At 35.3% G+C, this 24,980-nt stretch carries 20 protein-coding genes, 1 pseudogene and 1 riboswitch; of the genes and pseudogenes, 15 read left to right on the top strand and 6 right to left on the bottom strand.

The window, feature by feature from the left end; genetic code table 11:
- The first annotated feature begins 533 nt into the window (after positions 1 to 533).
- Positions 534 to 3,650, top strand: coding sequence for an SH3 domain-containing protein (locus tag NST21_RS24090; RefSeq protein WP_340891762.1), 3,117 nt, complete (start codon positions 534 to 536; stop codon positions 3,648 to 3,650).
- Positions 3,651 to 3,869: 219 nt separating this feature from the next.
- Here NST21_RS24090 and NST21_RS24085 read toward each other — a convergent pair whose 3' ends face one another.
- Complete coding sequence (locus NST21_RS24085; protein WP_053347805.1) at positions 3,870 to 4,316, bottom strand: Rrf2 family transcriptional regulator; 447 nt, start codon at positions 4,314 to 4,316, stop codon at positions 3,870 to 3,872.
- A gap of 450 nt (positions 4,317 to 4,766) precedes the next feature.
- Here NST21_RS24085 and NST21_RS24080 point away from each other — a divergent pair, with 450 nt between their 5' ends.
- Both NST21_RS24080 and NST21_RS24075 read left to right on the top strand, forming a co-directional pair.
- Entirely contained in the window at positions 4,767 to 5,465 is a 699-nt protein-coding gene (locus NST21_RS24080) for a DsbA family protein (protein WP_340891759.1), read from the top strand.
- A 3-nt stretch (positions 5,466 to 5,468) separates the two neighbouring features.
- Positions 5,469 to 5,879, top strand: coding sequence for a disulfide oxidoreductase (locus tag NST21_RS24075; RefSeq protein ID WP_053347803.1), 411 nt, complete (start codon positions 5,469 to 5,471; stop codon positions 5,877 to 5,879).
- Between the two features lie 149 nt (positions 5,880 to 6,028).
- Here NST21_RS24075 and NST21_RS24070 read toward each other — a convergent pair whose 3' ends face one another.
- On the bottom strand, positions 6,029 to 6,469 hold the full coding sequence (locus NST21_RS24070; RefSeq protein ID WP_053347802.1) for an Rrf2 family transcriptional regulator: 441 nt from the start codon (positions 6,467 to 6,469) through the stop codon (positions 6,029 to 6,031).
- Between the two features lie 214 nt (positions 6,470 to 6,683).
- Here NST21_RS24070 and NST21_RS24065 point away from each other — a divergent pair, with 214 nt between their 5' ends.
- The 5 genes and pseudogenes from NST21_RS24065 to NST21_RS24045 all read left to right on the top strand — a co-directional run bounded on the left by NST21_RS24065 (position 6,684) and on the right by NST21_RS24045 (position 15,543).
- Positions 6,684 to 7,325 (top strand): NAD(P)-dependent oxidoreductase, encoded by a 642-nt coding sequence (locus NST21_RS24065; RefSeq protein ID WP_340891756.1) that lies wholly within the window; start codon positions 6,684 to 6,686, stop codon positions 7,323 to 7,325.
- A 470-nt stretch (positions 7,326 to 7,795) separates the two neighbouring features.
- Positions 7,796 to 8,683, top strand: a complete 888-nt coding sequence (galU, locus tag NST21_RS24060; RefSeq protein WP_057217988.1) for a UTP--glucose-1-phosphate uridylyltransferase GalU — start codon at positions 7,796 to 7,798, stop codon at positions 8,681 to 8,683.
- A 502-nt stretch (positions 8,684 to 9,185) separates the two neighbouring features.
- The gene (locus NST21_RS24055; protein ID WP_340892639.1) at positions 9,186 to 12,791 is read left to right on the top strand and encodes a CDP-glycerol glycerophosphotransferase family protein; all 3,606 of its coding nucleotides are present in this window, start codon (positions 9,186 to 9,188) and stop codon (positions 12,789 to 12,791) included.
- Positions 12,792 to 12,884: 93 nt separating this feature from the next.
- The gene (galE, locus tag NST21_RS24050; protein WP_340891752.1) at positions 12,885 to 13,856 is read left to right on the top strand and encodes a UDP-glucose 4-epimerase GalE; all 972 of its coding nucleotides are present in this window, start codon (positions 12,885 to 12,887) and stop codon (positions 13,854 to 13,856) included.
- A 456-nt stretch (positions 13,857 to 14,312) separates the two neighbouring features.
- Positions 14,313 to 15,543, top strand: a pseudogene (locus NST21_RS24045) (MFS transporter).
- Between the two features lie 271 nt (positions 15,544 to 15,814).
- Here the strand turns inward: NST21_RS24045 and NST21_RS24040 are convergent.
- Positions 15,815 to 16,534: a pentapeptide repeat-containing protein gene (locus tag NST21_RS24040; protein ID WP_340891749.1), complete on the bottom strand. Its 720-nt coding sequence runs from the start codon at positions 16,532 to 16,534 to the stop codon at positions 15,815 to 15,817.
- Positions 16,535 to 16,549: 15 nt separating this feature from the next.
- Complete coding sequence (locus NST21_RS24035) at positions 16,550 to 16,879, bottom strand: PadR family transcriptional regulator (RefSeq protein WP_053347796.1); 330 nt, start codon at positions 16,877 to 16,879, stop codon at positions 16,550 to 16,552.
- A gap of 372 nt (positions 16,880 to 17,251) precedes the next feature.
- On the opposite strand from NST21_RS24035, the gene NST21_RS24030 reads away from it, so the two are divergent.
- The 6 genes from NST21_RS24030 to NST21_RS24005 all read left to right on the top strand — a co-directional run bounded on the left by NST21_RS24030 (position 17,252) and on the right by NST21_RS24005 (position 21,649).
- Positions 17,252 to 17,866: a class I SAM-dependent methyltransferase gene (locus NST21_RS24030; protein ID WP_340891746.1), complete on the top strand. Its 615-nt coding sequence runs from the start codon at positions 17,252 to 17,254 to the stop codon at positions 17,864 to 17,866.
- Between the two features lie 32 nt (positions 17,867 to 17,898).
- Positions 17,899 to 18,351 carry a VOC family protein gene (locus NST21_RS24025; protein ID WP_340891744.1) on the top strand — a complete coding sequence of 151 codons (453 nt, stop codon included), beginning with the start codon at positions 17,899 to 17,901 and terminating at the stop codon, positions 18,349 to 18,351.
- A gap of 112 nt (positions 18,352 to 18,463) precedes the next feature.
- Complete coding sequence (locus tag NST21_RS24020; RefSeq protein ID WP_340891741.1) at positions 18,464 to 19,075, top strand: hypothetical protein; 612 nt, start codon at positions 18,464 to 18,466, stop codon at positions 19,073 to 19,075.
- A 106-nt stretch (positions 19,076 to 19,181) separates the two neighbouring features.
- The gene (locus NST21_RS24015; RefSeq protein ID WP_340891740.1) at positions 19,182 to 19,886 is read left to right on the top strand and encodes a class I SAM-dependent methyltransferase; all 705 of its coding nucleotides are present in this window, start codon (positions 19,182 to 19,184) and stop codon (positions 19,884 to 19,886) included.
- Between the two features lie 383 nt (positions 19,887 to 20,269).
- Entirely contained in the window at positions 20,270 to 21,103 is an 834-nt protein-coding gene (locus NST21_RS24010) for an STAS domain-containing protein (RefSeq protein ID WP_340891738.1), read from the top strand.
- Between the two features lie 138 nt (positions 21,104 to 21,241).
- A complete protein-coding gene (locus NST21_RS24005; protein ID WP_340891736.1) occupies positions 21,242 to 21,649 on the top strand; it encodes a hypothetical protein in 408 nt (135 codons plus the stop codon).
- An 82-nt stretch (positions 21,650 to 21,731) separates the two neighbouring features.
- Here the strand turns inward: NST21_RS24005 and NST21_RS24000 are convergent, their stop codons facing one another.
- Together NST21_RS24000 and NST21_RS23995 are read right to left on the bottom strand one after the other, a co-directional pair.
- Positions 21,732 to 22,388, bottom strand: coding sequence for a potassium channel family protein (locus NST21_RS24000; RefSeq protein ID WP_053347790.1), 657 nt, complete (start codon positions 22,386 to 22,388; stop codon positions 21,732 to 21,734).
- 23 nt (positions 22,389 to 22,411) lie between these two features.
- Positions 22,412 to 23,758, bottom strand: coding sequence for a TrkH family potassium uptake protein (locus NST21_RS23995; RefSeq protein WP_340891733.1), 1,347 nt, complete (start codon positions 23,756 to 23,758; stop codon positions 22,412 to 22,414).
- A 342-nt stretch (positions 23,759 to 24,100) separates the two neighbouring features.
- A riboswitch (cyclic di-AMP (ydaO/yuaA leader) is annotated at positions 24,101 to 24,243 on the bottom strand.
- A gap of 322 nt (positions 24,244 to 24,565) precedes the next feature.
- On the opposite strand from NST21_RS23995, the gene NST21_RS23990 reads away from it, so the two are divergent.
- Entirely contained in the window at positions 24,566 to 24,766 is a 201-nt protein-coding gene (locus tag NST21_RS23990) for a hypothetical protein (RefSeq protein ID WP_053347787.1), read from the top strand.
- Positions 24,767 to 24,980: the final 214 nt, after the last annotated feature.

The following is a 24,980-nucleotide window of genomic DNA, read 5'->3' as shown; positions in this document are numbered from 1 at the left end:
CTCCCCTTAACAGAAGGATTCCTATAAGTATATATAAGTAATTATATAGTTTAATATGACAAAGCGTCAAACAAAAGGATTGGACGTCTTACTCTACATATATATTCCGGACTTTTTTAAAAAATGTGCATTTATTTAGTCGAACGTTAATTATTATTTCAATTGGAGTTAGGCTGTTCTGAAGTGAGTAATAAATTCAAAACTAAATCTTCATATTTTTTCTAAATAACTCCTCTGGAAGTGGGGCTTTTTTTGCATTCATCATTCATTCTGCTCGGTTTTTATTTGTCATCCAATAGCGTATTTTTTCCGTTTTAACTTTGGGACGTGGACTATATTACAATTATATCTATTTGATTACTTAAATGTCTGTTAGATTACTATTTAGTTAAAATCAATTCTATAGATCTGAAGACACTAGGAAATATGATATATTTTTAAACGAATAAGGATAAATACCTATAACACAACTATGATTTTGACCGATATTTAAATAAATGGTAAAAATATAATTCTTTAGTAGGGAGAATAGGATGAAGAAATTAATTATACCGACTTTCTGTTTTGCAGTATTGTCTACAGTTGCTTTCGAAGAAAAAATATCTGCAGCTCCACTACCAGCAGAACAAATAAATAATATAGAAACTAGTAACATGTATGTAAATGTAAGTTCAGGCTCGCTCAATATGCGGAAAAGTGCATCTGAAAACGCCGGCGTAGTAGCGAAGCTGATGAAAGGTACGCAGGTAACGGTGTATTCGGAATCTAACGGTTGGGCGAAGATCAAAGCCGAGGGAAAAGAAGGATATGTCAGTACCAAATATCTATCGACAACGAAGACTGTAACGGTAACCACAGCTACTACCGCAGTTAAAACGACGACGAAATATGTAAACGTAAGTTCCGGAACACTCAATATGCGAAAAAGTGGAACGGAAAGTGCAAGCATAGTAGCGAAGCTAACAAGAGGTACGCAGGTAACGGTGTATTCGGAATCCAGAGGTTGGGCGAAGATCAAAGCCAATGGAAAAGAAGGATATGTCAGTACTAAATATCTATCGACAACGAAGCCAGGAACGGTAACTAAAGCTGAAGTACCTGTTAAAACGACGACGAAATATGTAAATGTAAGTTCTGGGACGCTCAATATGCGAAAAAGTGGGACGGAAAGTGCAAGCATAGTAGGGAAGCTGACAAGAGGTACGCAGGTAACGGTGTATTCGGAATCCAGAGGTTGGGCGAAGATCAAAGCCAATGGAAAAGAAGGATATGTCAGTACTAAATATCTATCGACAACGAAGCCTGTAACGGGATCCACACCATCCGCCCCTGTTAAAGCGACGACGAAATATGTAAATGTAAGTTCTGGGACACTCAATATGCGAAAAAGTGGGACGGAAACTGCGAGCATAGTCGCGAAGCTTTCGAAAGGCACGCAGGTAACGGTGTATTCGGAATCTAAAGGTTGGGCGAAAATCAAAGCTAATGGAAAAGACGGGCATGTCAGTACCAAATATTTATCGACAACAAAGCCTGTAACGGGATCCACACCATCCACCCCTGAAAAAACGACGACGAAATATGTAAATGTAAGTTCTGGGACGCTCAATATGCGAAAAAGTGGAACGGAAACTGCGAGCATAGTAGCAAAGCTGTCGAAAGGTACGCAGGTAACGGTGTATTCGGAATCTAAAGGTTGGGCGAAAATCAAAGCTAATGGAGAAGAAGGACATGTCAGTACCAAATATTTATCGACAACGAAACCAGGAACGGAATCCACACCATCCACCCCTGAAAAAACGACGACGAAATATGTAAATGTAAGTTCTGGGACGCTCAATATGCGAAAAAGTGGAACGGAAACTGCTAGCATAGTAGCAAAGCTGTCGAAAGGTACGCAGGTAACGGTGTATTCGGAATCTAAAGGTTGGGCGAAAATCAAAGCTAATGGAGAAGAAGGACATGTCAGTACCAAATATTTATCGACAACGAAACCAGGAACGGAATCCACACCATCCACCCCTGAAAAAACGACGACGAAATATGTAAATGTAAGTTCTGGGACGCTCAATATGCGAAAAAGTGGAACGGAAACTGCTAGCATAGTAGCGAAGCTGTCGAAAGGTACGCAGGTAACGGTGTATTCGGAATCTAAAGGTTGGGCGAAAATCAAAGCTAATGGAAAAGAAGGACATGTCAGTACCAAATATTTATCGACAACAAAGCCAGGAACGGAATCCGCACCATCCACTCCTGAAAAAACGACGACGAAATATGTAAATGTAAGTTCTGGGACGCTCAATATGCGGAATAAACCGTCAGAAGACTCTTCCATCATTGTGAAATTGGCAAAAGGTGTAGAGGTAGAAGTCATATCGGAATCGAATGGATGGTCAAAAATTAAAGCGTATGGTGGAGAAGGGTACGTTAGTACGCAATATCTATCAACAACGAAGCCTGGTTCTATCCCGGAAAGCCCGGATCCGGATCCAGACGATAAAGAAACCACGGTAGTTAAATATGTAAAAGTGGTTGATGGCTCTAATTTAAATATGCGCTCTTCAGCATCAACTTCAGCTTCGATTATAGCTAAACTTGTAAACAATACGGCAGTAACAGTTTATTCGGAGTCTAATGGGTGGTCAAGAATCACGGCGAATGGAAAGACAGGATATGTAAGTTCGCAATATTTATCAGCCAAAGCACCAGAAAGTCCAGGGAATTCGAATGGAACGATCATCAGGGTTGATAAAGAGTATAATCTTACGATGGACAAGATGGTTGAAATTCAAATGGCTGTAAATGGTCAAACGGATAAAAAGTATAAAACCTACATACGTGAGGATGGGTTAACTTTAATCAATTCAACAAAAGGCACGGTAAAAGGAACCAGTTGGCGTGTAAGGGGCGGAGCCGGATCTAATTATTGGGTAGTGGGGGCTGTCAGCAATAATCAATCATTGGATATTAAATCAAAAGTAAAGGGCTCTGACGGATACTATTGGTATGAAGTGAATTATAACAAGACATGGGTAAATGCTAGTCCAGAAGATATAAAATATAATATCAACCCTGATAATTTTGTGAATGATCCAGTCCATTCGTTCCAATTCGTTAAGCTCTCTCAATTGACCAACATGAATGTTTCTGAAGTGAATGATAGAATCCTTTCGGGTAAAGGTATCTTACAAGGCCATGCTGCAACCTTCACTTCAGCAGGAGAAAAATATGGGGTAAATGAGATTTATCTTATTTCACACGCTTTGTTGGAGACGGGGAACGGGACTTCACCGTTAGCGACAGGTGTCAAGGTGAATGGAAGAACGGTCTATAATATGTATGGAGTAGGAGCATATGATGGATCAGCGGTAAGCAGTGGTGCACAATATGCTTATAATGCAGGATGGTTCACTCCAGAAGCAGCCATCATTGGCGGTGCTGAATTCATCGCCAAAGGATATATCTCTGCTGGACAGGATACGCTATACAAAATGAGATGGAATCCCACAGCCTCAGAGAAATATGGATATGCTTCACACCAGTACGCAACTGATATTGGTTGGGCAACAAAACAAGTGAAACAGATTTATAATTTGTATAGTTTGTTAGATTCATATAAATTGACGATTGAAATTCCTAAATATAAATAAAAAAGTAAAAGCACATGAGAATATCTCATGTGTTTTTACTTTAAGCTATTATTCGCAGACTACTTTGTTCCTTATGAGAGGATATATCTATGAAACAGGCATATTATCTTCGAATTAAGGAATATATCTACAAAAAAAGCATATTATCTTCGAAATTATCTCTAAATCGATTTTTCTACAAAAATAAACAAATATCACTAATAGATAAGCTGATCTTCCTTAGAATGACCGTTTACCTAATTCCTCTTTTTCTAAAATATCCTTTACAATATCTTCAATAGTTACTACGCCTAATGCCTTTTCTAAAGCTAGTTCTGCAATTGAAAAGATAGGTTCAATTGCATCTTGAATGTTTCTTCCAACGGGACATGCTGGATTTGGGTTATCGTGGATTCCAAATAACTCTTTATCCTGCACCACGTTAACAGCCTGATAAACATCGAGTAATGTAATATCGGATAATTCCTTAGCCAAAGTAGCTCCAGCGATACCTGGACGAACATTTACCAAACCTGCATTTCTTAACATGCCAGTGATTTTTCTTATTAAAGCAGGATTGGTGTTAACACTTTTTGCGATAAATTCAGATGTATTAACTCCCTCTTTATTTATTTCTAAAAGAGATAATATATGGATTCCAACTGAAAAACGGGTACTGATAGACATCTTTTTCTCTCCTTTAAAATCTCTATACTTAAATAGTATAAATTATTTAACATGTAATACAAGTAGTTACAAGTTAAAAAAATTAGAGAGATAACCCAGTTTTTAGTTTGAAAAGTGTGTGAAAATGGAAGGTATGTTAAGAGCCAAAATAAAAGTTACGTGTAATTGACAAAACACTCTCCTGAAACTTATATTATTACATGTAAATGAATTAGTTACAGGGCGGAAAAGTAGAAGGGGGGAAATTGGCATTTTAGGTGCTAATTTTGGTAGTACCGCATTAGATGAAATAGAAAAACCTTAGTATATCCATGAAAGATTTTTTTGTTTCGGAAGCTGATTATTTCGTGACATGTAGTAAGTATCAATAAATGGAGAAGCAAAATGGAGTTTGAAAACCGAACCTCCACGAAGTGTTTCTGCCCAAATACATAAGTATGGAGGTATAAGATGAATAAAAACAATAAAAACAAAAAAAATAATAAACAAAAACAATCGTCTACATTCACATTTTGGATCATAGGGTTAATTGCTGTTATTATTATCGGCTTTATATTTTTAGCAAATGGAAAAGAAAAAGATGTAGCCTTTGAAATTGATTATAAAGGACAACCCTATTTAGGAGATAAAAAGGCTCCTGTTCAAATTGTTGAATTTGGTGATTATAAATGTCCAATCTGTAAATCATTTGAGGAGAATTTCTTTCCCTCTATTCAAAGTGAATTGATTGACACCGGAAAAGCACAATTTTACTTCATGAATTATTCGTTTATTAACGTAGATTCAATACGATCCGCTAAATTCGCGGAGACTGTTTATAAGGAATTAGGAAATGATACCTTCTGGAAATTTCATGAGCTGTTATACAGTAAACAGCCAGATGATCAGAAATATGAAAAAGAAGATGTGTTTACGGACAAGTTTTTAGAAGAAACCTTGAAAGAAATCGTAAATGCTAGTGATGTCAAAAAGGTTGTTACATCTTTTAAAGCAGATTCTTCTGAGGATTTATGGAACAAAGATATGGAGACTGCGGCCGAATTAGGAGTATCTGGAACACCTTCCTTATTTGTTAATGGCAAGAAGTTTGAAGGAAATACACTTGAGGATTTAGTGAAAATGGTAGACGAAGCTGCGAAGGAGAAATAGTTCATGAATAAGCCACTGTTATTTTCCTGGATAATATCTATCATTGCGACATCTGGAAGTCTTTATTTTAGTGAGGTTCTTCATTATGTACCATGTACGTTTTGTTGGTATCAAAGAATCCTGATGTATCCATTGGTTTTTTTATTAGGCCGTGCTTTTTATGACCAGGAACTAAAAATTTATCGTTATATTCTCCCTTTGTCGATTTTAGGTATGCTGGTTTCAGGATATCACTATAGCTTGCAAAAAATCCCTGCTCTTCAACAGTTCGAAATGTGTCAAAGTGGTGTTCCTTGTTCAGGAGAATATATTAACTGGCTTGGATTTATCACCATTCCGTTGTTAGCTTTTACTGCTTTTTCATTTATTACTGTATGTATGGGAATACTTATGAGTAAGAACAATAATGATTGAGTAAGTAATCTTTATATTAATACACCCTTTGATAAAGGCATCTTTCGTTGTGGAAATGGTTTCATTTTACCTCTACAATGAATGGTGCTTTTATTTAATTTGCACCATTTCGTAAAGTTGATGTACTTCCCCAAAATCCTCTATATACATTACTGATTATTAAATTTTTCTTTTTCTAAAATATCTTTTACAACATCTTCAATAGTTACTACTCCTAATGCCTTTTCTAGGGCTAATTCTGCAACGGAAAAAATGGGTCCAATTGTATCTTGTATGTTTCTTCCAACGGTACATGCTGGATTTGGCTGTTCATGAATCCCAAATAATTCTTTATCCTGCACCACGTTAACAGCCTGATAAACATCGAGTAATGTAATATCGGATAATTCCTTAGCCAAAGTAGCTCCAGCAATACCTGGCCGAACATTTACCAAACCTGCATTTCTTAGCATGCCAGTGATTTTTCTTATTAAAGCAGGATTGGTGTTAACACTTTTTGCGATAAATTCAGATGTATTAACTCCCTCTTTATTTACTTCTAAAAGAGATAGTATATGGATTCCTACTGAAAAGCGGGTGCTGATAGACATTTTTTTCTCTCCTTTAAAATCTCTATTTTTAAGTATAAATTGCTTAACATGTAATTCGAGTAGTTACAAGTTAGTATTGCTCACAAAAGTTATTAGTAAACTAAAAGTTTGGATAAAATAAATTGACAAAACGTCATCCTGTAACTTATATTATTACATGTAAACAAATTAGTTACAACCTGAATATAAAGACGATTATAGGAGGAGTTTTAAAATGAAAATAGCTATTATTGGTGCAAGTGGAAAAGCTGGAAGTTTGATTTATAAAGAAGCTATAGCTAGAGGCCACGAGGTTACGGCTATTGTCAGAGATGCAGCGAAAGTACAAAATCAAGGAGCTGCAGTTTTAGAAAAAGACGTATTTGCTTTGAAGGCAGATGATGTTAAAGAATTTGATGTGGTCGTAAATGCGTTTGGGGCTGCTCCAGGGCATGAACATCTACATGTTGAAGCTGGTAAAGTCTTAATTGAAGCTATGAAAGATGCACCTAATACTAAATTGCTTGTTGTTGGTGGTGCAGGAAGTCTGTTTGTTGATGAAGCGAAAACAACTCGTGTACTAGATACACCGGATTTTCCTAAAGAATACTTTGCAACAGCATCTAATCAATCTAAAAACCTTGAGGATTTACAAAATACTAGTGGAATTCAATGGACGTTTATCAGTCCTTCTGCATTCTTTGATCCACAAGGCAAAAGAACAGGTGTGTATAAATTAGGGAAAGATAACATCCTTGTAAACTCAAAAGGTGAAAGTTATATAAGTTATGCTGACTTTGCTATTGCAGTATTAGATGAAATTGAAAGCCCTCAGCACATAAATGAACGCTTTACGGTTGTTTCGGAGGCTGAATAATTCGTAACGATTTAAAAGTGTAAACTCAGATAGAAAAAATTAATGGCTTAATTAAAATATAGTCAAAAAACGGAGGGATTTTCAGTCTCTCCGTTTTTGTATTTGTTTTAGAGACAAAAAACTGAACGGAATATGATGTTTTTCTCTTGTCAAAGAGGTAAAAGGAGAGTGCAGTTCCAACTTTGTCGAATAAGTAGTTTCATTAGGGGTTTGAACCAAGTGATATAGTTGGAAATAATGTTAGACAGGCAGTCGCCCTCAATTAAAAGGTTTCTCTTAAGTATGGGTCTTTAAGTACCTAAGTAATTGGGATGTGTTAATTAGCTTTAAATTACAATTATGTATCCAACTACAACTTAAATGGATTTTTTAGGATAAATTGTTTACAAAAACCAAGTCTATGTTACTATAAATATTAGATGAAAAAATTAGTAGTTTTTTAAAAGGTCATATGAAGGAGCTTCAAATCAATGAAAAAAATCCAAAAGGCAATTATACCTGCAGCGGGATTGGGAACAAGGTTTTTACCTGCTACTAAGGCAATGCCAAAAGAAATGCTACCAATAGTGGATAAACCAACTATTCAATATATTATAGAAGAAGCTGTAAAATCAGGCATTGAAGATATTATTATTGTCACAGGAAAGAATAAACGTGCGATAGAAGATCACTTCGATAATGCATATGAGCTAGAGAATAATTTGAGGGATCATGGAAAATTTGATTTATTGGAGAAAGTACAATATCCATCTAATTTAGCCAATATCCATTACATTAGGCAGAAAGAGCCGAGAGGCCTTGGACATGCTATCTGGTGTGCCCGTAATTTTATTGGAGATGAACCATTTGCCGTACTTTTAGGTGATGATATCGTTCAAAGCGAGGTACCTTCATTGCGTCAATTAATAAATGAATATGATGCGACAGGTTCGTCTATTATTGGAGTACAATCCGTTAATGAAAGCGAAACGCATAGGTATGGTATCATTGACCCGCTTACTCAAGATGGTAGAAGGTACGAAGTTAATAACTTTGTTGAAAAACCAGAACAAGGAACAGCTCCATCTAATTTAGCCATTATGGGGAGATATATTTTAACCCCAGAAATATTTCACTTTTTAGCTAAGCATGAAACTGGTGCTGGTGGTGAAATTCAGTTAACTGATGCCATTCAAAAACTAAACGAAATTCAAACAGTATTTGCTTATGATTTTGAAGGGAAAAGACATGATGTCGGAGTTGTAGATGGCTTTGTAAAAACTACCATTGAATTTGCCCTACAACGTCCTGAATTGAGAGACGACATTTTAAGAGAATTGGAAAGTATACTCAAAAAGCATAAGGCAGTAAGCAAATAGATTATTTACTTTCACTCTCTAGATAATATTGGATGAATAACTTTTCAGCCATTTATGTAAGTTATCAAAGATATTGGTTGTTTATCGCTGTCATTTCAACGGATTAATTTAATAAATTGTCCGTTGATTGCTTCCCATAACCATGACGGAATTGTCAATTATCTTTCTGGATAAAACCGTTTGAAGAAAATTATGGTAAAAAATGTGAGAGTTTATTGCTATGGGACACTTCGATTTCTCATTTTAGGGCCTTGTGAAATAATTTACTTGCCAAGGATAAAGGAAGTTTCTTTCTACACAACAAAGAGTATTGAAAGTCATAAACGAAAAAGCAGTAAGTAAGGGGTTCGTTTATTTGCTGCTAATTATCAAATTGTTTCGTTTTAATTAAATATCAAAAAATCTCCAACTATTGATCATTCATAGTTGTTATTTTTGTTAATGAAAGGTAATTGTAATTTTGAATGGTGAATATTAATTCATAAAAGGGGATGCCTATTTGGTGAATAAGAAGGTAATAAAAAGAAAAGTTAGTTTCCTTAAACAGCCGATTGCTAATTTCTTATTAAAGGAAAAACATAAACGTGTAAATAGATATGCAAAGTATTATGAGAAATTAAACGTGCAAAAAAACACAATTCTATATGAGAGTCGTGATGGAAACAGTATAACTGACAGTCCCTACGCGATGTTTAAATATATGATAGAAAATCAAGACTTTAAAGATTTTATACATATATGGTCTATTCAGAATTTTAGTGCTCTTTCAGGTGTCATATCAAAGTATAAAGATATGCCTAATGTTAAATTTGTGCAACGCAATTCAAAGGAGTATTTAAAGTATTTAGCAACAAGTGAGTATTTAATCAATAACTCAACATTCCAATCTTTCTTCATACCTAAAATCAATCAAATTTACATTAATACTTGGCATGGTACGCCCCTTAAGAATATGGGCTTTGACATACCAGGTAACCCCTCGGTCTCTCAAAACGTTGTAAGGAACTTTTTAAGTGCAGATTATATTTTGAGCCCTAATGCCCATACTACAGACATATTTACACGAAGCTATAAGTTAAACGGATTGTATAAAGGGAAAATTGTAGAAGAAGGATATCCTAGGATCGATTTAACTCTTAATACAAATCCGAGGGAGTATAAGGACTATCTAAGAACTCTAGATTTGAAAATCAACGATGGCAAAGAGAATATTTTATACGCTCCAACTTGGAAGGGAACAAATCTTGCCAAAGTGGATAACGATATTCTTCAAATCATTGCAGATATAAATTATTTAGAAAGTCAAATCGGTGAACAATATAATTTATTGATTAAGGTGCACCCTTTTCTATATAAAGAAGCTAATAAGCATACAGAAATTAAAAATAGGTTAATCCCTGATTATGTGGATACCAATGAATTGCTTGCTACTGTTGATTTGCTTATTACTGATTATTCTAGTATCTTCTTTGATTTCCTTGTTACTAATAAGCCAATTCTATTTTACACTTGGGATACGGATGTTTATACAGAGGAAAGAGGGCAATATCTTCAAAACGATGAACTTCCAGGCCCAATGCTTTTTAACTCGAAAGAATTAGCTCATGCAATTAAAGATATTAAAAATGTAAAACTGTTTTATTCTGATAAATATAAAAACATGCAGCAAAAGTTCACGAACTACGAGGATGGGAATGTAACAGAGAGAATTGTCCTTAATCTATTTAATAAGTCTACGAAAGAACTAAACACAATTACTGGTCTAGATTCCTCAAAGGAAAAAATATTGATTTATCCTGGCGGATTGAGGGATAACGGAATTACATCTTCTTTTCTTAACTTAATGAATAACATTGATTATGACAAATATGATGTAAGCTGTTTTACTGCTACTCCTCACTCGTATGAGGTCTTAAAAAATATGGACAAGGTAAATAAGAATGTGCGTTTTCTTTTTAAACCTGGATTGCCTGTGTATAAATTTTTGGAAGTGTATAAGGATAAATTCATCCATAACAGAGGGGAAACAGGCTTCTTAGGGAAAAAGTGTTACCCAGAAAATGCCTATATTAGAGAACATGCACGTTTATTCGGTAAAACTAAATTTGATTTTGTTATTGATTTTAGTGGGTATAGCCATTATTGGGCTAAATTCCTCCTAGCTGCAGACACAAAAAAGAAAGTTTGTTATATGCATAATGATTTGCTTTCTGATAGTGAGCGAGTGATTAATGGAAGGAGGCCTCATCGGATAAATCTAAGGGGACTTTTTTCCGTATATAATCGATTTGATAAACTTGTAAGTGTTTCTAAGGGAACAATGGAATTAAACCGAAAGAATCTAATGCAGTATGCAGACTATGATAAATTCGATTATGTAATGAATTCTATTAACCCGGATAAAATCCTTCAAATAGATTCAGAGAAAACTGAATTCGTCGAAAATAACGAAAGTTCATTGACTACTACAGAGAATTTCAAAGCAAGAGCGATATTAAGGGATGTTAGAAATAATCGTGCTTGGAATACCCTTCACGGGAATGTGGATGCCGTTCAATTCCCTCTAGAAGAACGATTTGAAAATGCTGAAATTATAATTTCTAGAAAAGCCAATGTTAATCATAATACATTTTACAAATTCAGCTTCAACAATCAAATAATCGGCTGGATTAACGAAGAGGCTGTAGAGTTCTTGCCAGACAGTATTATTTACGAAAAGGAACTTGATAAAATCGCAAGGCTAGTAAGACCAAGAGGAAACTTCATTTGGTCGATGCCATATAAGATTGAAGGTTCATACAAAGTTTCTGGCAGTCAAGATTTTAAAGGCATAATCGTGAAGGTCGATAAGGAAGTAAAAACCCAACATTCGATTTATAGTAGAATATCCGTAAATCGTACGGTAATCGGCTGGGTGGATAATTCAGCTTTATCCATGCTTGAACAGTGTACAATCAATGAAAACACGAGCTTTAAGGACAAGCTGCAAATCATTTTTAAAAGAAAGTATATGATATCCAGAAACTATAAAAGCAATAAAAAATTCATTGATAAGATTGATAATAGAACGTTGAAGGAAGTAAACACCAGTGAACAGAAGTATGGAAAAATAACTAAACCGGAAGACCATACAATTTGGTCAAAGGCTTATCCGAATTACAAGGCTAAAAGAGTAACTAAGGCAATCGATTTTGAAGGGCAAACCGTCAAAATCATAAAATACAACAGAACCAGAAAAGGCGGCTATTACCTTTTCGAAATAGACAATAAGAAAATTGGCTGGCTAAATACGGGGGCCTTTGAAATGATAGACGAGCCCGTCGTGTTAAAAGAACGGGAAGTGCGCGGCACTGCAGAAATCCAGTTAGGAAATTATAATATTTGGGATAAACCGTATGGGTTACAAGATGCCATGATCGTGGAAGATGGTCCAACCTTTGATGGGTACCTTGTTGAATTCGATAATGAAGCAGTTACTCAACTTGGTACGTATACACATATATTAAAGGACGGGATATCCCTAGGTTGGTTGGATAAACAGGCGTTAATCGTACAAGAAGTGCATGGGTTGGAAGTAAATAATCAATTCGTCCCATATCCTAATAAAAATGATTTTAATTTTGTCAATATGGGAAGATTATCTCCTGAAAAAGGTCAAGATAATTTGATTCGTGCATTCGCAAGCTTCCATGAGAAACACAAAAATAGCAAGCTGTATATCTTAGGCCAAGGTCCTTTAAAGGAAGATTTACAGGCCATCATTGACGAGCTGGATTTAAATCATTCTATTCATCTTTTGGGCCAGCTTGAAAATCCATTTTCGTTCATGGAAAAATGTGACTGTTTCGTTCTTTCATCACATTATGAAGGGCAGCCTATGGTTTTATTAGAGGCAATGACGTTAGGAATGAAAATCATGGCTACTGATATTGTTGCGAACCGAACCGTTTTGGAAAACGGTAAATATGGTTTACTTGTTGAAAATAGCATAAATGGACTTGAAAAAGGTTTATCCACTGTGGTTAGTAATGATAATTCTAAACTAGAAAAGTTTGATTACCATCAATATAATGCATTAGCCATGGAAACCTTCAAGAAATGCCTATAAAATAATTGGGCCCTCATTTCGCAAATTTAGTAAGAAAAAAGCCTCTCCCAGTGTAAGGGTAAGTAAATGTAGTTTCGAAAGGAGAAAAATAGTTTGATTTTGGTCGTTGGCGGTGCAGGTTATATTGGAAGTCATCTTGTAAAAGAGTTAGTAAATACAGAAGAGGTCGTTATTCTAGATAATCTATCTACCGGTTTTTGTTCGCTGGTTGATTCGAAGGCCATCTTGATAGAAGGGGATTTAGGGGATGAATCGGTTTTGAATGATATATTCCTAAAATATCCAATTAAGGCTGTTATGCATTTTGCTGCTAATAGTTTAGTTGGTGAGTCTGTTCAAGACCCTTATAAATACTATGAAAATAATGTTGCTTCAACTATTACTTTATTAAATACTATGCTCAAGCATGATGTTAAGAACTTCATTTTTTCATCTACGGCAGCTACTTACGGGATACCAAATGTAGATATAATTGATGAAGAACAGCCAACTAATCCGATTAATCCATATGGTCGCTCGAAATTGATGGTAGAGCAAATCTTAGGTGACTTTGCACATGCATATGGACTTCATTATGTTGTTTTGCGATACTTTAATGCGGCTGGAGCACATGAGTCGGCAGAAATCGGTGAAAGTCATGATCCAGAAACACATTTAATTCCTATTATTTTACAGCATTTATTAGGTCAACGTGAGAAGATTTTCGTGTTTGGAACAGACTATGACACACAAGATGGTACTTGTATTCGTGATTATATTCATGTAACGGATTTAGCTAAAGCACATATATTAGCTCTTCAAGCCCTATTGTCTGGGAAGAAGAATACGGCAATCTACAACCTTGGGAATGGAAAAGGATTTTCGGTTAAAGATGTAATAGACACATGTGAAAAAGTCACAGGGGTAAAACCGAATATAGAATATGCAGATCGTCGGCCAGGAGATCCAGCTCGACTGGTTGCTTCAGCCAATAAGATATATGAAGATCTTGGGTGGAAAGCAGCAATAGATTTAGACGAGATTATTGAAAGTGCATGGAAATGGCATAAATCTCAAATGAATTAAAAGAATACACACCCAATAGAGCAGCAAGCTCTTACTAGTTCACTATACTGGAGTAAAGATTAAAAATTCGATTGTTTTATTTGAGAGAACGACTCTGTTTAAAAGTCGTTCTTTTTTTTATTTTTCAGGTGTCACTATCCTGCACGGTTAGTGGAGTGAGGCTTCTACCTTTCGCCTCGAATTTTCCATTTCCTCGATCTTTAATCTTTTTAGATAAACGTTTTCATTTCAAAAATAAAATTAAACCCCTATCATTTCAGTCTTTCTCTTAATATAGATTAACTGGTCGTAAAAGGGATTTTAATAAGAATATAGAAGTACTAACTAAAAGTATTATCATTCATTTACTAGGAGACGTCATACATTGGTTTAGCAATAAACCAAATAAAGGAAGTTCAGCGGGTGTCATCTTAGAATAAGATGGACTAACAGATGAAGAGAAAGGTGTGAGGTTAAATGAATCAGCATATTTTAAAGAACCGTTCATTTCTCTTCATATGGATTGGTAATGTGATCTCTGAATTAGGCGCTGCCTTTGGAACCTTTTGTAGTTCAATTCTTATCTATCAACTTACAGGTTCCACTATGGCTTTGGGAAGTATGTGGATATTATATTTTGTACCATCCCTGCTTTTGCAATTATTTATTGGTCCTTTTATTGATAGATGGAGCCGAAAGTGGACGATGATACTTTCACAGTGGAGTAGAGGAATAATTTTTATTATCCCACTTATTTCATTAATAATTGGTACTCTTGAAGCGTGGCACATTTTCACAGTCCAAATCATCGTAGGATTAATAACTCCCTTATATTCACCCGCTAATCAATCAATTATGCCTACAATTGTTCCCGCGAACCAGCTAAGCGTTGCGAATGCTTATTTAGATGGAACGATTCGATTAATGACGTTCTTGGCACCAATTGCAGGGGGAGTCGTTGTAGAGTACTTAGGTGTTAAAACCACATTACCACTTGTTTGTTTATTGCTTATTGCTTATTGCAAGTGGTTTTATACTACTGTTCATCCAAGAATCAAAAGTTTCATTAACTATACGCAAATCATGGTTAAACCAATTTATTGAGGGGATTTCCTATTTTTTCAGAAAGCCCCTTATCGTCTGGTTAGGAGTCTTTTTGGCGTTTGTACAATTTGGAGTGGGAGTTACGATGGTTATCACTCTTCCCTATATCACTGGTGAGTTATCTGGTAGTTATGCAGAGTACGGATATTTTATGGCTAGTTTCCCTTTAGGGTATGTAATCGGTTCTATGCTTGTAAGTAATATAAAATATAAGAGTCGCAGGGCCTTGATGTTAGGAGCTTTAATTATCGGAGGTCTAACTTATATCTCATTAGGTATTAGCAATAGTATAGTTGTTGCATTCTTGACTGAAATTCTTGCTGGAATAGCTATGGCTATTTTTAGTATTCATAATAAAACTATTTTTCAACAAAGCGTACCTAATCATCTAATGGGGAAAATATCCTCGGTTCGATTATTTATTATTAGAGGTACGATGCTATTAGGGGTAATAACAGGTACATTTTTGAGTGATATCTGGGGGATACGTCCATTGTACTTTTTAATAGGAAGCATTATCTGCACTGTATCTTTATTAGGAATATTACTTCCTTTCTTTAAGTTCATTGATAACTCGAATAAAGGGGAACGTTCTGTTTCTTAAATTAGTGGGGAAATGTTAAATAAACATAAAAACCCAAGCTAAGACATTACCATTTAGATAAAATCTTGTATAAAGCCACTCTACTTAAGGAAAGAAGAAAGGCTAATTACACTTTTTCAGTCTTAGCAAGGGGAAATTGATAAGAAGTTGCTGCTGAATTAGTCTCCCATGCTCATCCCTTTTAATGTTACAGCAGTTATGAACACAGTCACACATATGATTGAGGTAGATACTACAATGGCGATTGGTAAACTCATAAAAAATCCCTCCTTTAAAGTATTGTTACGTTGCTAAGATCAACCTTAGCTCCAATTAAAAAGTTGTAAGTAAGTTTATCCATTGAAGCACCCTCAAAGTCGATTTTCTTTAAATCAGACGTTCGAAATTGAACATTCTTGAGTGTTGCGTCGCGAAATGATGCTTTCTTCAATGTTGAGCCCTCAAAAATGGTTTGGTTAAATGTTTCCCCATCAAAGACGAGACCAGCTAAATTACAGCCTTTAAAGTGGGTTTTGTTATAGATACTATTTTTTAAAGTGACTCCCTTTAAATTTGCACTTTTAAATAAGGTACTAGTTAAATTGGCGTTTTCAAAGATGCAATTATTTAAGTTACTGCTTTTAAATGTGCTGTTCGTCAGGTCGGAATGGCTGAAATCAGAACGGGTTAAATCGCAGGAATTAAATTTTCCATCATGCACCGAAACCGAGCGGAAGTCGGAATCCAATAAGCGTTGCCTGGAATAGTCCATGTTTATCGCCTGCTCAAGCTCACTGTATTGGAGGTTAAAAGCTTCTAGGAGCTCTGACACTTCTCCAATTGAATCCACCGTCAATCTATAAGCCTCCTGCTCACTAGAACCTTTTTGTTTATAGTCATTATATTTCTCTATTAAGTTTTGCAGCAGTTCTTCTTCCAGTTCCTTTGCTGTTTTGGCATTTTGATACGGAGCAAAAATGTTGTGAACATGTGCATTTAGTTTTTCAATCACATTTTATCTTCCTTTCTACAAGAGGCGTTCAAGTATTTGCTTTGCTTGCTCCCAGTTATTTTTGTTTTGCGTATATGTGTCTTCTCCGATTGGGGTGATTTTATAATATTTTCTTCTGCCGCCTTGTGTAGCATCTCCCCAATAGGAGATGATGCATTCGTCTTTTTCAAGACGTTTTAAGCTGGAATACATCGTTGCTTCCTTTATTTCGTACTGCTCATTTGAACTCACATATATCAATTTACTAATTTCATAACCATATTTATCGCCACTTTGCAGGAGTTTTAAAATCATCGTATCAACATGTCCGCGTAGCAGGTCAGAGGATAGTTTTCGTTGAACCAAATCCTCACCTCCTTTGGTATAACTTATAACATATTACTATGACAGTCAAGGTAATGTTATTCATTAGGGAAAGCATAAGAATTTCAGATCATTTAGTACGTAAGAAAAAAAACCTTATATATAATAAAAATGATCCTGGAATTGATCCGGAATCATCTACTTATTAGCTATTGGTGTTTTTTTCTTAGCTTTGTGAGTTGAAATTTTGTTTTTACTAAAAAAGAAAAATCCCTTTGTCGAGAAAAACAGTTGGTGTAATAAGGGATATTTGTAACTTTCATGATGATCTATTGTCCTATATACATTCATACTTGGAAGGAATTTATTATGATCTATAGAAGTAGTGGTAAGAGATATCTAGGAGGGGAGAATTTGAATAATTCTTGGAATAAAGTGATATATAAGATTTGGTCTCCAATTTATGACAATATTTTCAATTCATATCTTTTTTTAAATGCCAGAAGAAGAATATTTGAAGAGATACCGTTTAATAACAGAGAAAAGGTTCTGTTTGTTGGCGTAGGAACGGGGGCCGACTTAGAGTTAATCAAGCACTTTGACTTAGAGATAACAGCAATAGATCTCTCAACTGATATGCTTAAAAAAGCAATGGAGAAATATGAAAATACCTCTATCACGTTTCTAGAAATGGATGCACAAAATATGGAATTCAACAATGAATCGTTTGATTATATAGTTGGAAGTTTGATCCTTTCTGTAGTGCCTGATGCAAATAAATGTTTTCAAGAAATGATTAGGGTTTTAAAACAAGATGGGAAAATAATTATATTCGATAAGTTTATCTCTAAAAATAAACAGCTATCATTACCGAAGAAGCTTCTTAGACCTTTTATTAGAGTTTTAGGTACAGATATCGGCTTGCGGTTTGAAGACTTGTATCGTAGACATGATAAAGATCTAAAAATCGTAGAAGATCAATCGATTATGATGAATGGAATGTATAGAAAGATAATAATTTGTAAATGAAGATGACGTGCCTTTCTAAGGAGTAGGAAACAATGATTAAGGGTCTTTATGAAGCAAACCTACCAGTGAGTAATCTTGCTAATTCAATTGAGTTTTATAAAAAGTTAGAGTTAGAACTAGCCTATCAAAATGATACATTAGCTTTCTTTTGGATTAAGAAAGGACACAGCTGGTTAGGATTATGGGAAACAGATAAAGTAGACACACCATATCACCCTTCTTTAAGGCATATTGCGTTAAATATAGACATAAAAGATGTCGAGAATGCAAAGGATTGGCTTGAAGGAAAGGGAATACAAATAAAGACTGCGTTTGGATTTCCTCCTGAAAAGCAGCCACTTATTCTTCCTAATAACCCTCAAGCTCACGCTGCTATTTATTTTCAAGATCCTGACGGTAATTCCCTTGAATTAATTACTCCCTTAAGATTGGACTTTGAGGAATACTTTGAAATGATGTCATTAGAAGATTGGAATACAAGATAGTTTGTCGGTGAGAAGATATAAATGGTGAACGATTGCAAGTATGCATTTGTTAGGGGAAGTACTAGTTGTTTGATGGGACTCTTAAAGAGTTAATAAAATGGAGTGAAAATATATGAATTATAGTGAAGTTATTAACCCTGATAATTGGATTGGCGGTTTCTATGAACTATCAATTGAGTTTCACCCAGTTGGAGATAATAAGAGATTGAATGACGCTCTTGTTTCATTGCAGAAAAACAAATTTTTCAACGGGATTTGGAAAGAACGGCAGGACTTTCAAACGCATTCAATTTCTTTACCAATAAAAATAGAAGATGACAGTGTGAATCATTTTTATGGAACACTATTTATATCTGATGGAAATACTTTGCCTTGTGCAATCACTATCGTCAGAATCGATGGCGAATCTGATTGGTTAGATATATCAATACCACAAGCAATATTCGAGCAGATATATCCTTATAAATATCCGCTTACAAAAGAACTTAACCCCTGGTTAAATAAAGTTGATGAGATATTTATAAAAATAGCAGAAAACATATATAATCAATCATCCTTTGTCTTAGCGATGATAGGGGAAGAAATTTCAGGTGATACAAACCAAGAAAACATTACCGCTGAATACTTAGAAAAAACAACTTGTATTCTACCCATTCATTTACAGAACCGTCTTGAAGTTCAAGAAAAAGGGGAAGAGCTGTCAAATCGACTTAGGTTGTTCTAAGTTGTCTAGCTAACTCTGATTCTAATCAAAAGTAACATCAGGTGAATAAATTTTTTGAAATTCAGTACAATTAGTTAGAAGGATTTAATTGAAAAGAGGGGATATTTTGTCTGAAACGATTTATAACTATGAAGATTTATTAGAAATGCTGGACTCGTTATTGCGTGAACCAACTAAATTCTGGAATGATTTTTATGAAGATCGTGAAAAGGAGATTCCCTTTTTTGAAAACCTACCAGACGAGAATTTAGTTAATTATTTTGACAGAGAGTTACTTGGTTCAGGGGAGGTTCTTGAACTTGGATGTGGTCCTGGAAGGAATGCCATTTATTTTGCTCAAAAGGGCTGCTCAGTTGATGCTGTTGACGTTTCAAAAGAAGCTCTTGAATGGGGAAAAGAGTGGGCAACAGAAAAGAAAGTGAACATAAATTTTATTCAAAAAAACATTTTTGACTTAGATATTGAAGAAGGAAAATATGACACCGTCTATGATTCAGGTTGCTTTCATCATATTGCTCCACATAGAAGAATGAATTATATAGAAATGGTGAAAAAGGCGTTAAAGCCTAAGGGTCTCTATGCGATTACTTGTTTTGTTCAAGGAGGAATATTAGGTGGTGCAGATATTTCAGATTGGGAAGTATATAGATTAGGAAGTCTTAGAGGCGGGTTAGGTTTTACTGAGGAAAAGCTAAGAACGATTTTTAAGGATTTTGAAGAGATAGAAATACGTAAAATGAAGGAATTTAAGCGGTCTAATGAAGTCTTTGGGGTATCTGGTTTATGGACTGCTTTATTTAGGAAAAAGTAATTTTTGTGAACTAGACCCTGCAATTCGAGGAATCATAGGGCGATGGCATTCAGATAATAATGAAGATCTCTGATGAGATTTTGTAGATAGTGTGGATGAACTTTATGATGAAAATAGTAAATTGAACTTTAAGGATCTGAGTGTAGATCCTTTTTTCTTTGTGAAGAATTCAATTTTGATAGAGGTTCCTTAAGGTAGCTTGAATATATTGGACTGCGAAAAAATTGTCGGTAAAAAACATAAATGTTAAACTATAACAACAATGAGGTTGTGGATATTGTTGGGAATATAGTGAGGACCTACTTCTATTGAAGTATACGAGGTAAATAGAAGCGGGTACTAGACTGCTATGTTTATAAAAAATTAAATAGGTGGAGAAATATATGCATAGAAACCAAAAATTACATTCATTTCTATTAGACAAAGCAGCACAATTGACAGAGGAATGGTACGAAACATTAAATAAAAATGATGTGATAGGCGTTTATAGCTCAGCTAATCCCGAAGTAATTAAAAAACTAAAGCTACAAAATAACGATTTTCACTTACATTTTTTTCAGGTGTTTATAGAAGAGGAATCTGAATTCTTTAAGCATTTTGATGAGTGGATTGAAGAAATCGCACAGGATGAGCAGCATTTAGAAACACCCATCTATTTTATATTAAGAGAATTTTTTCGAACGCAGGAGCAATATCTAGATTTTATTGAGCAATTTGTATCATTAAATGAAGGTCAATACTCGCAAAAGGAAATAAATTCATGGTATCGAATTGTTATCAAAGTGTTCAGTGAAGTTCTTGAGAGGTTTACTGAAGCTAACAATAGATATTCTAATGAAATAATGAAAGCTCAACAGGATACGATTAATGAATTAGGCTCCCCTGTCATATCACTAAACGATAACACCGCGTTACTTCCCCTTATTGGTGATATTGACACAATGAGAGGGATGTTCTTGCTTGAAAACACGTTACAAAAATGTGCAGAAAAAAATGTTACTAGGCTTTTTATAGACTTATCAGGTGTTCATGCAATCGACAGTGTATCTGCTCAACAACTGTCAAAATTGATTGAATCCTTACATCTAATTGGGGTTGATACAACTCTTTCGGGACTTCGTCCAGACATAGCTATTACTGCTGTGCAACTTCAACTGCCTTTTGATAAAGTAACGATAAAATCCACTCTGGCCCAAGCGATTAATACAAATGAATAAACTATCTACAGGCTGGGACACAAGGCCATAAAGCTAAAAATGGTTTAACTGGGGGAATTCTTACGTGAATGGTAAGGAAGTATTAAGGAGATTTGGTTTTCATGTAGAAGAGAAAAATAGATTGAGGACGGTGGACCATTGGATAAACAAGTAACATATGATAATGAAGCAGAAATGGGCTATATTTACTTGGCTGAACCATATAAGTACAAAATTTCAAATACGGGTGAGCTCCCACAAAATAATGATATAATGTTGGATTTTGGTAACGACCTTCCGATCATCGGAATTGAATTAGCAGGAGATACTGCGATAAAAGTTAAACATCTTGTTGATACAATACATATATTCAAAAAGGCAATTACTGCAGATCATGAGCTTTTTTACTCTTTCAGATTGAATGATAAATCAGTAAAACAGTCAGTTACTCATCCAGATACTGCGAAAATAGTGTTTCTCTTTTCGGATGCTGACTGTTTAGATTTTATAGGGATTGATATTTATGACACAGATTCATACGATGAGGCATTCTTAATTGGCCGATAAGCCCAATCTTTTTTAGGTCATCTCGTCCAGCGAAAGCCGGAACCGATGAGAGGGTATCCTGCTCCTTGATTAGGGACCTAGGTTATTCAATATTTGCAAACACGGCTAGATCTTCTTTATTACCAACCACTAAAAGCATATCTTTTTCAAGGATATTCTGATCAGGTGACGGAGCTATGATAATTTCTCCATTACTCACGATGGCAATAACACTGATATTATACTTCGCACGTAAATCAAGCTCTCTGAGACTTTTTCCTGTCATGCTTATGGGTATAATGATTTCCTCGATATTGTATTCTTTTGAGAGTTCTATATAGTTCAGCATGTTGGGTGATAGGAGTTGATTAGCGACCCGTTCACCCATATCTCTTTCAGGGTAGATAACCCAGTCAGCACCAACTTTAGCGAGCACTTGACCGTGATGTTTATTTAGAGCTTTTGCTATTACCTTTTTCACTCCTAGTTCCTTTAAAAGCAATGTAGTTAAAATGCTTGACTGCATATCATTTCCGATGGCTACGATGACACAATCAAAATTACGGATACCAATGGATTTTAGTGCCTCTTCTTCGGTAGTATCAGCCATAACTGCATGAGTTACACTTAATTCTGCATTCTCGACTCTTTCCTCGCTTACATCAATACCCAAGACTTCTTGACCGGCTGTATATAATCTATGAGCTACACTCGTTCCGAATCTTCCTAAACCGATAACGGCATATTGTCGTTTTCCCATCTTTAACACTCCCTCATTAATGATTAACCAATCATGATTTTGCCTTTTGGACGGCGGAATGGATCTGGTTTACGTCTCATTGCGATAGCAAAAGCAAAAGTCAAAGGTCCAACCCGGCCCGCAAACATTGTGAAAATTATGAGCATCCGACCAATGGGGGATAATTCAGGGGTTAATCCCATTGAGAGACCCACGGTAGCAAATGCTGAAGTGGCTTCAAATAAAACCGTCAAGAAATCACTTCCGGTTTCTGTAATAGTCAGCAGAATGGTGATGGTTGAAACGATAAATATCCCGATAGAGGTAACGGATAATGCTTTAAATATCGTTTCATTCACAATGCGGTGCCGAAACAATACCACATCTTCTTTTCCTTTAATCTGTGACCAAACCGTTCCAATCAGCGTCGCTAATGTGGTGGTTTTAATCCCACCGCCAGTCGATCCCGGTGAAGCCCCAACAAACATCAAGAAAATGATCAGCAGCAATGTGGGTTGTGTTAAATCAGGGATATTCAATGTATTAGAACCTGCTGTCCTCGGAGTAACGGATTGAAACAAAGAAGCCAACGTTTTCCCCATGAAAGATAAAGGCTGCAATGTTTTGGCATTTCCAAATTCAAATATAAAGATTAAAATGGCCCCTCCAATTGTAAGGATTAAGCTAGCCATCAGTACAACCTTCGTATGTACAGACAAACGATGGGTATCACGGTATTCGTAAATTTCATTCATCACGATAAATCCTATTCCGCCTAATGTGATCAGGGAAGCGACTGTAAGGGTTACGAAAGGATCTGATGCATAAGGAGTCAAGCTCCTAAACCCTCCCATTAAGTCAAAGCCCGCATTATTGAAATTGGAAATCGAATGAAAAAGGCCGTAATAGATTGCTCTGCCTATTGGCATGTCAAAAGAAAAGCGAATCGATAGTATAACGGCACCTGAAATTTCAATAATGGCAGTGTAAATTAAAATCCTTTTTACTAACTTAACTACACCTGCCATAGATAAATTATTTAAAGACTCCTGCAAGATTAGCCGGCCTTTTAAAGAAATTCTTTTGCCTAATAAGAAAAAGAAAAGCGTCGCAAATGACATAAACCCCAAGCCGCCTATTTGAATGAGTGATAAAATGACCAACTCTCCAAATGTTGTAAAAGTGGTTCCCGTATCTACTACGACAAGCCCTGTTACACATGTAGCAGAGGTTGAGGTAAATAAAGCATTTAGAAAAGAAAGACCATTCCCATTTTCAGTGGAAATCGGCAGGGTTAATAAATAGGCTCCAACAAGTATCAGGAAGGCAAAGCCAAGTACAAGAATTTTTGGCGGATCTAACAAATCTTTTGCTTTTATCAAATTGATCATCCTTACCCTGTTAATGAATTAGCAACCTACTAACAAACGTAATATATCCACAGATAACTAACCATTATCCAGTGATAGGGTTAGTATTTCGCTCGTACTGCATTCCATTCGTCATCCATCTAGATAAACAATCAATAGACCAAGTTCCTTTTGCTATACATGCGTCCATTCTGCACAAGCCCTTTTATTTGTGAAAAAGGTATTCATTATCCTTAATCAAGCTTAGGTAATTCTCTTTGGAAAATCCTTTTTTAAAGCATAATAAAAAGACCTACATAACATCTGGCTGCTATTTTGTCACAAAAAAGCAAACAAAAAAGCCCCTGAAATAGGCGGTCTTATGACCTCCTTCGCTTTAGCCGACGAAGTTAGCTGACGGGTAGGATGGCGAAAGAGCTGATCTCATCCTTTCTGCAAGGCAGAATTAACCCCAAATGATTGGTTCCTCCGTACTCAATTTACTTGAGTTTAGGCCGAAATGCATTAAATTGATAAACGTATTCTACTCCCATCATTTACTAGTTGTAAACCCCTAAATTGTAAAAAAATATTGCTAGAACAAAACAGAAAATTTACGTTTTTTTTACATATTAAAAACTTATTGACAAAAATTAGTTGGGACATTATGATAGGTTCGATAAATTTGAAAATTTTATACATCTTTTCATGAAGCATATGTCATTGCGAATCTATGTTTCTAATATATATATATGGTATTTCCTTTTGGAATTAGATACAGAAAATCTCAAAGTTCATTGCATTCGTATTTTGAAATTTTAATACATTATATAAAAAAGGCGGGCAAGTATGGAGAAGACGTTTAATAGATATGTTGTTAACGCTACAGGTAAAGGTGGACAGACGTATTTAACTCAATGCCAGGATAAAGATGCACTAAGGAAATGGATAGCCGATCATGAGGATCAAATAATAATGAATGAGTTAAGGATAACAGATAAGAAAAAGAATCCATTGATAAATTTTTTTTTCAAAGGTAATATCATCTGAATCCATAGGTCCTTATTAACTGGATCATGCGAATAATTGAACATTAAAAGATAGTAGAGGGTCAAGCATATTGAATAATAATTCACTCATTATGTCCTTTTGCAGTATTTCAACTATTTAAATTCCTGCGTTAATCAGGCAATCTGAAACTTAACATCCATATTGCGTTATATTTTCAAACTCATTTATATTGAATGAGTTTTTTTGTGTGTAT

Origin of the sequence: Peribacillus sp. FSL K6-1552 (assembly GCF_038005205.1) — a bacterium.
GTDB lineage: Bacteria > Bacillota > Bacilli > Bacillales > DSM-1321 > Peribacillus > Peribacillus butanolivorans.
This window is presented reverse-complemented; position numbering and strand designations above follow the sequence as displayed.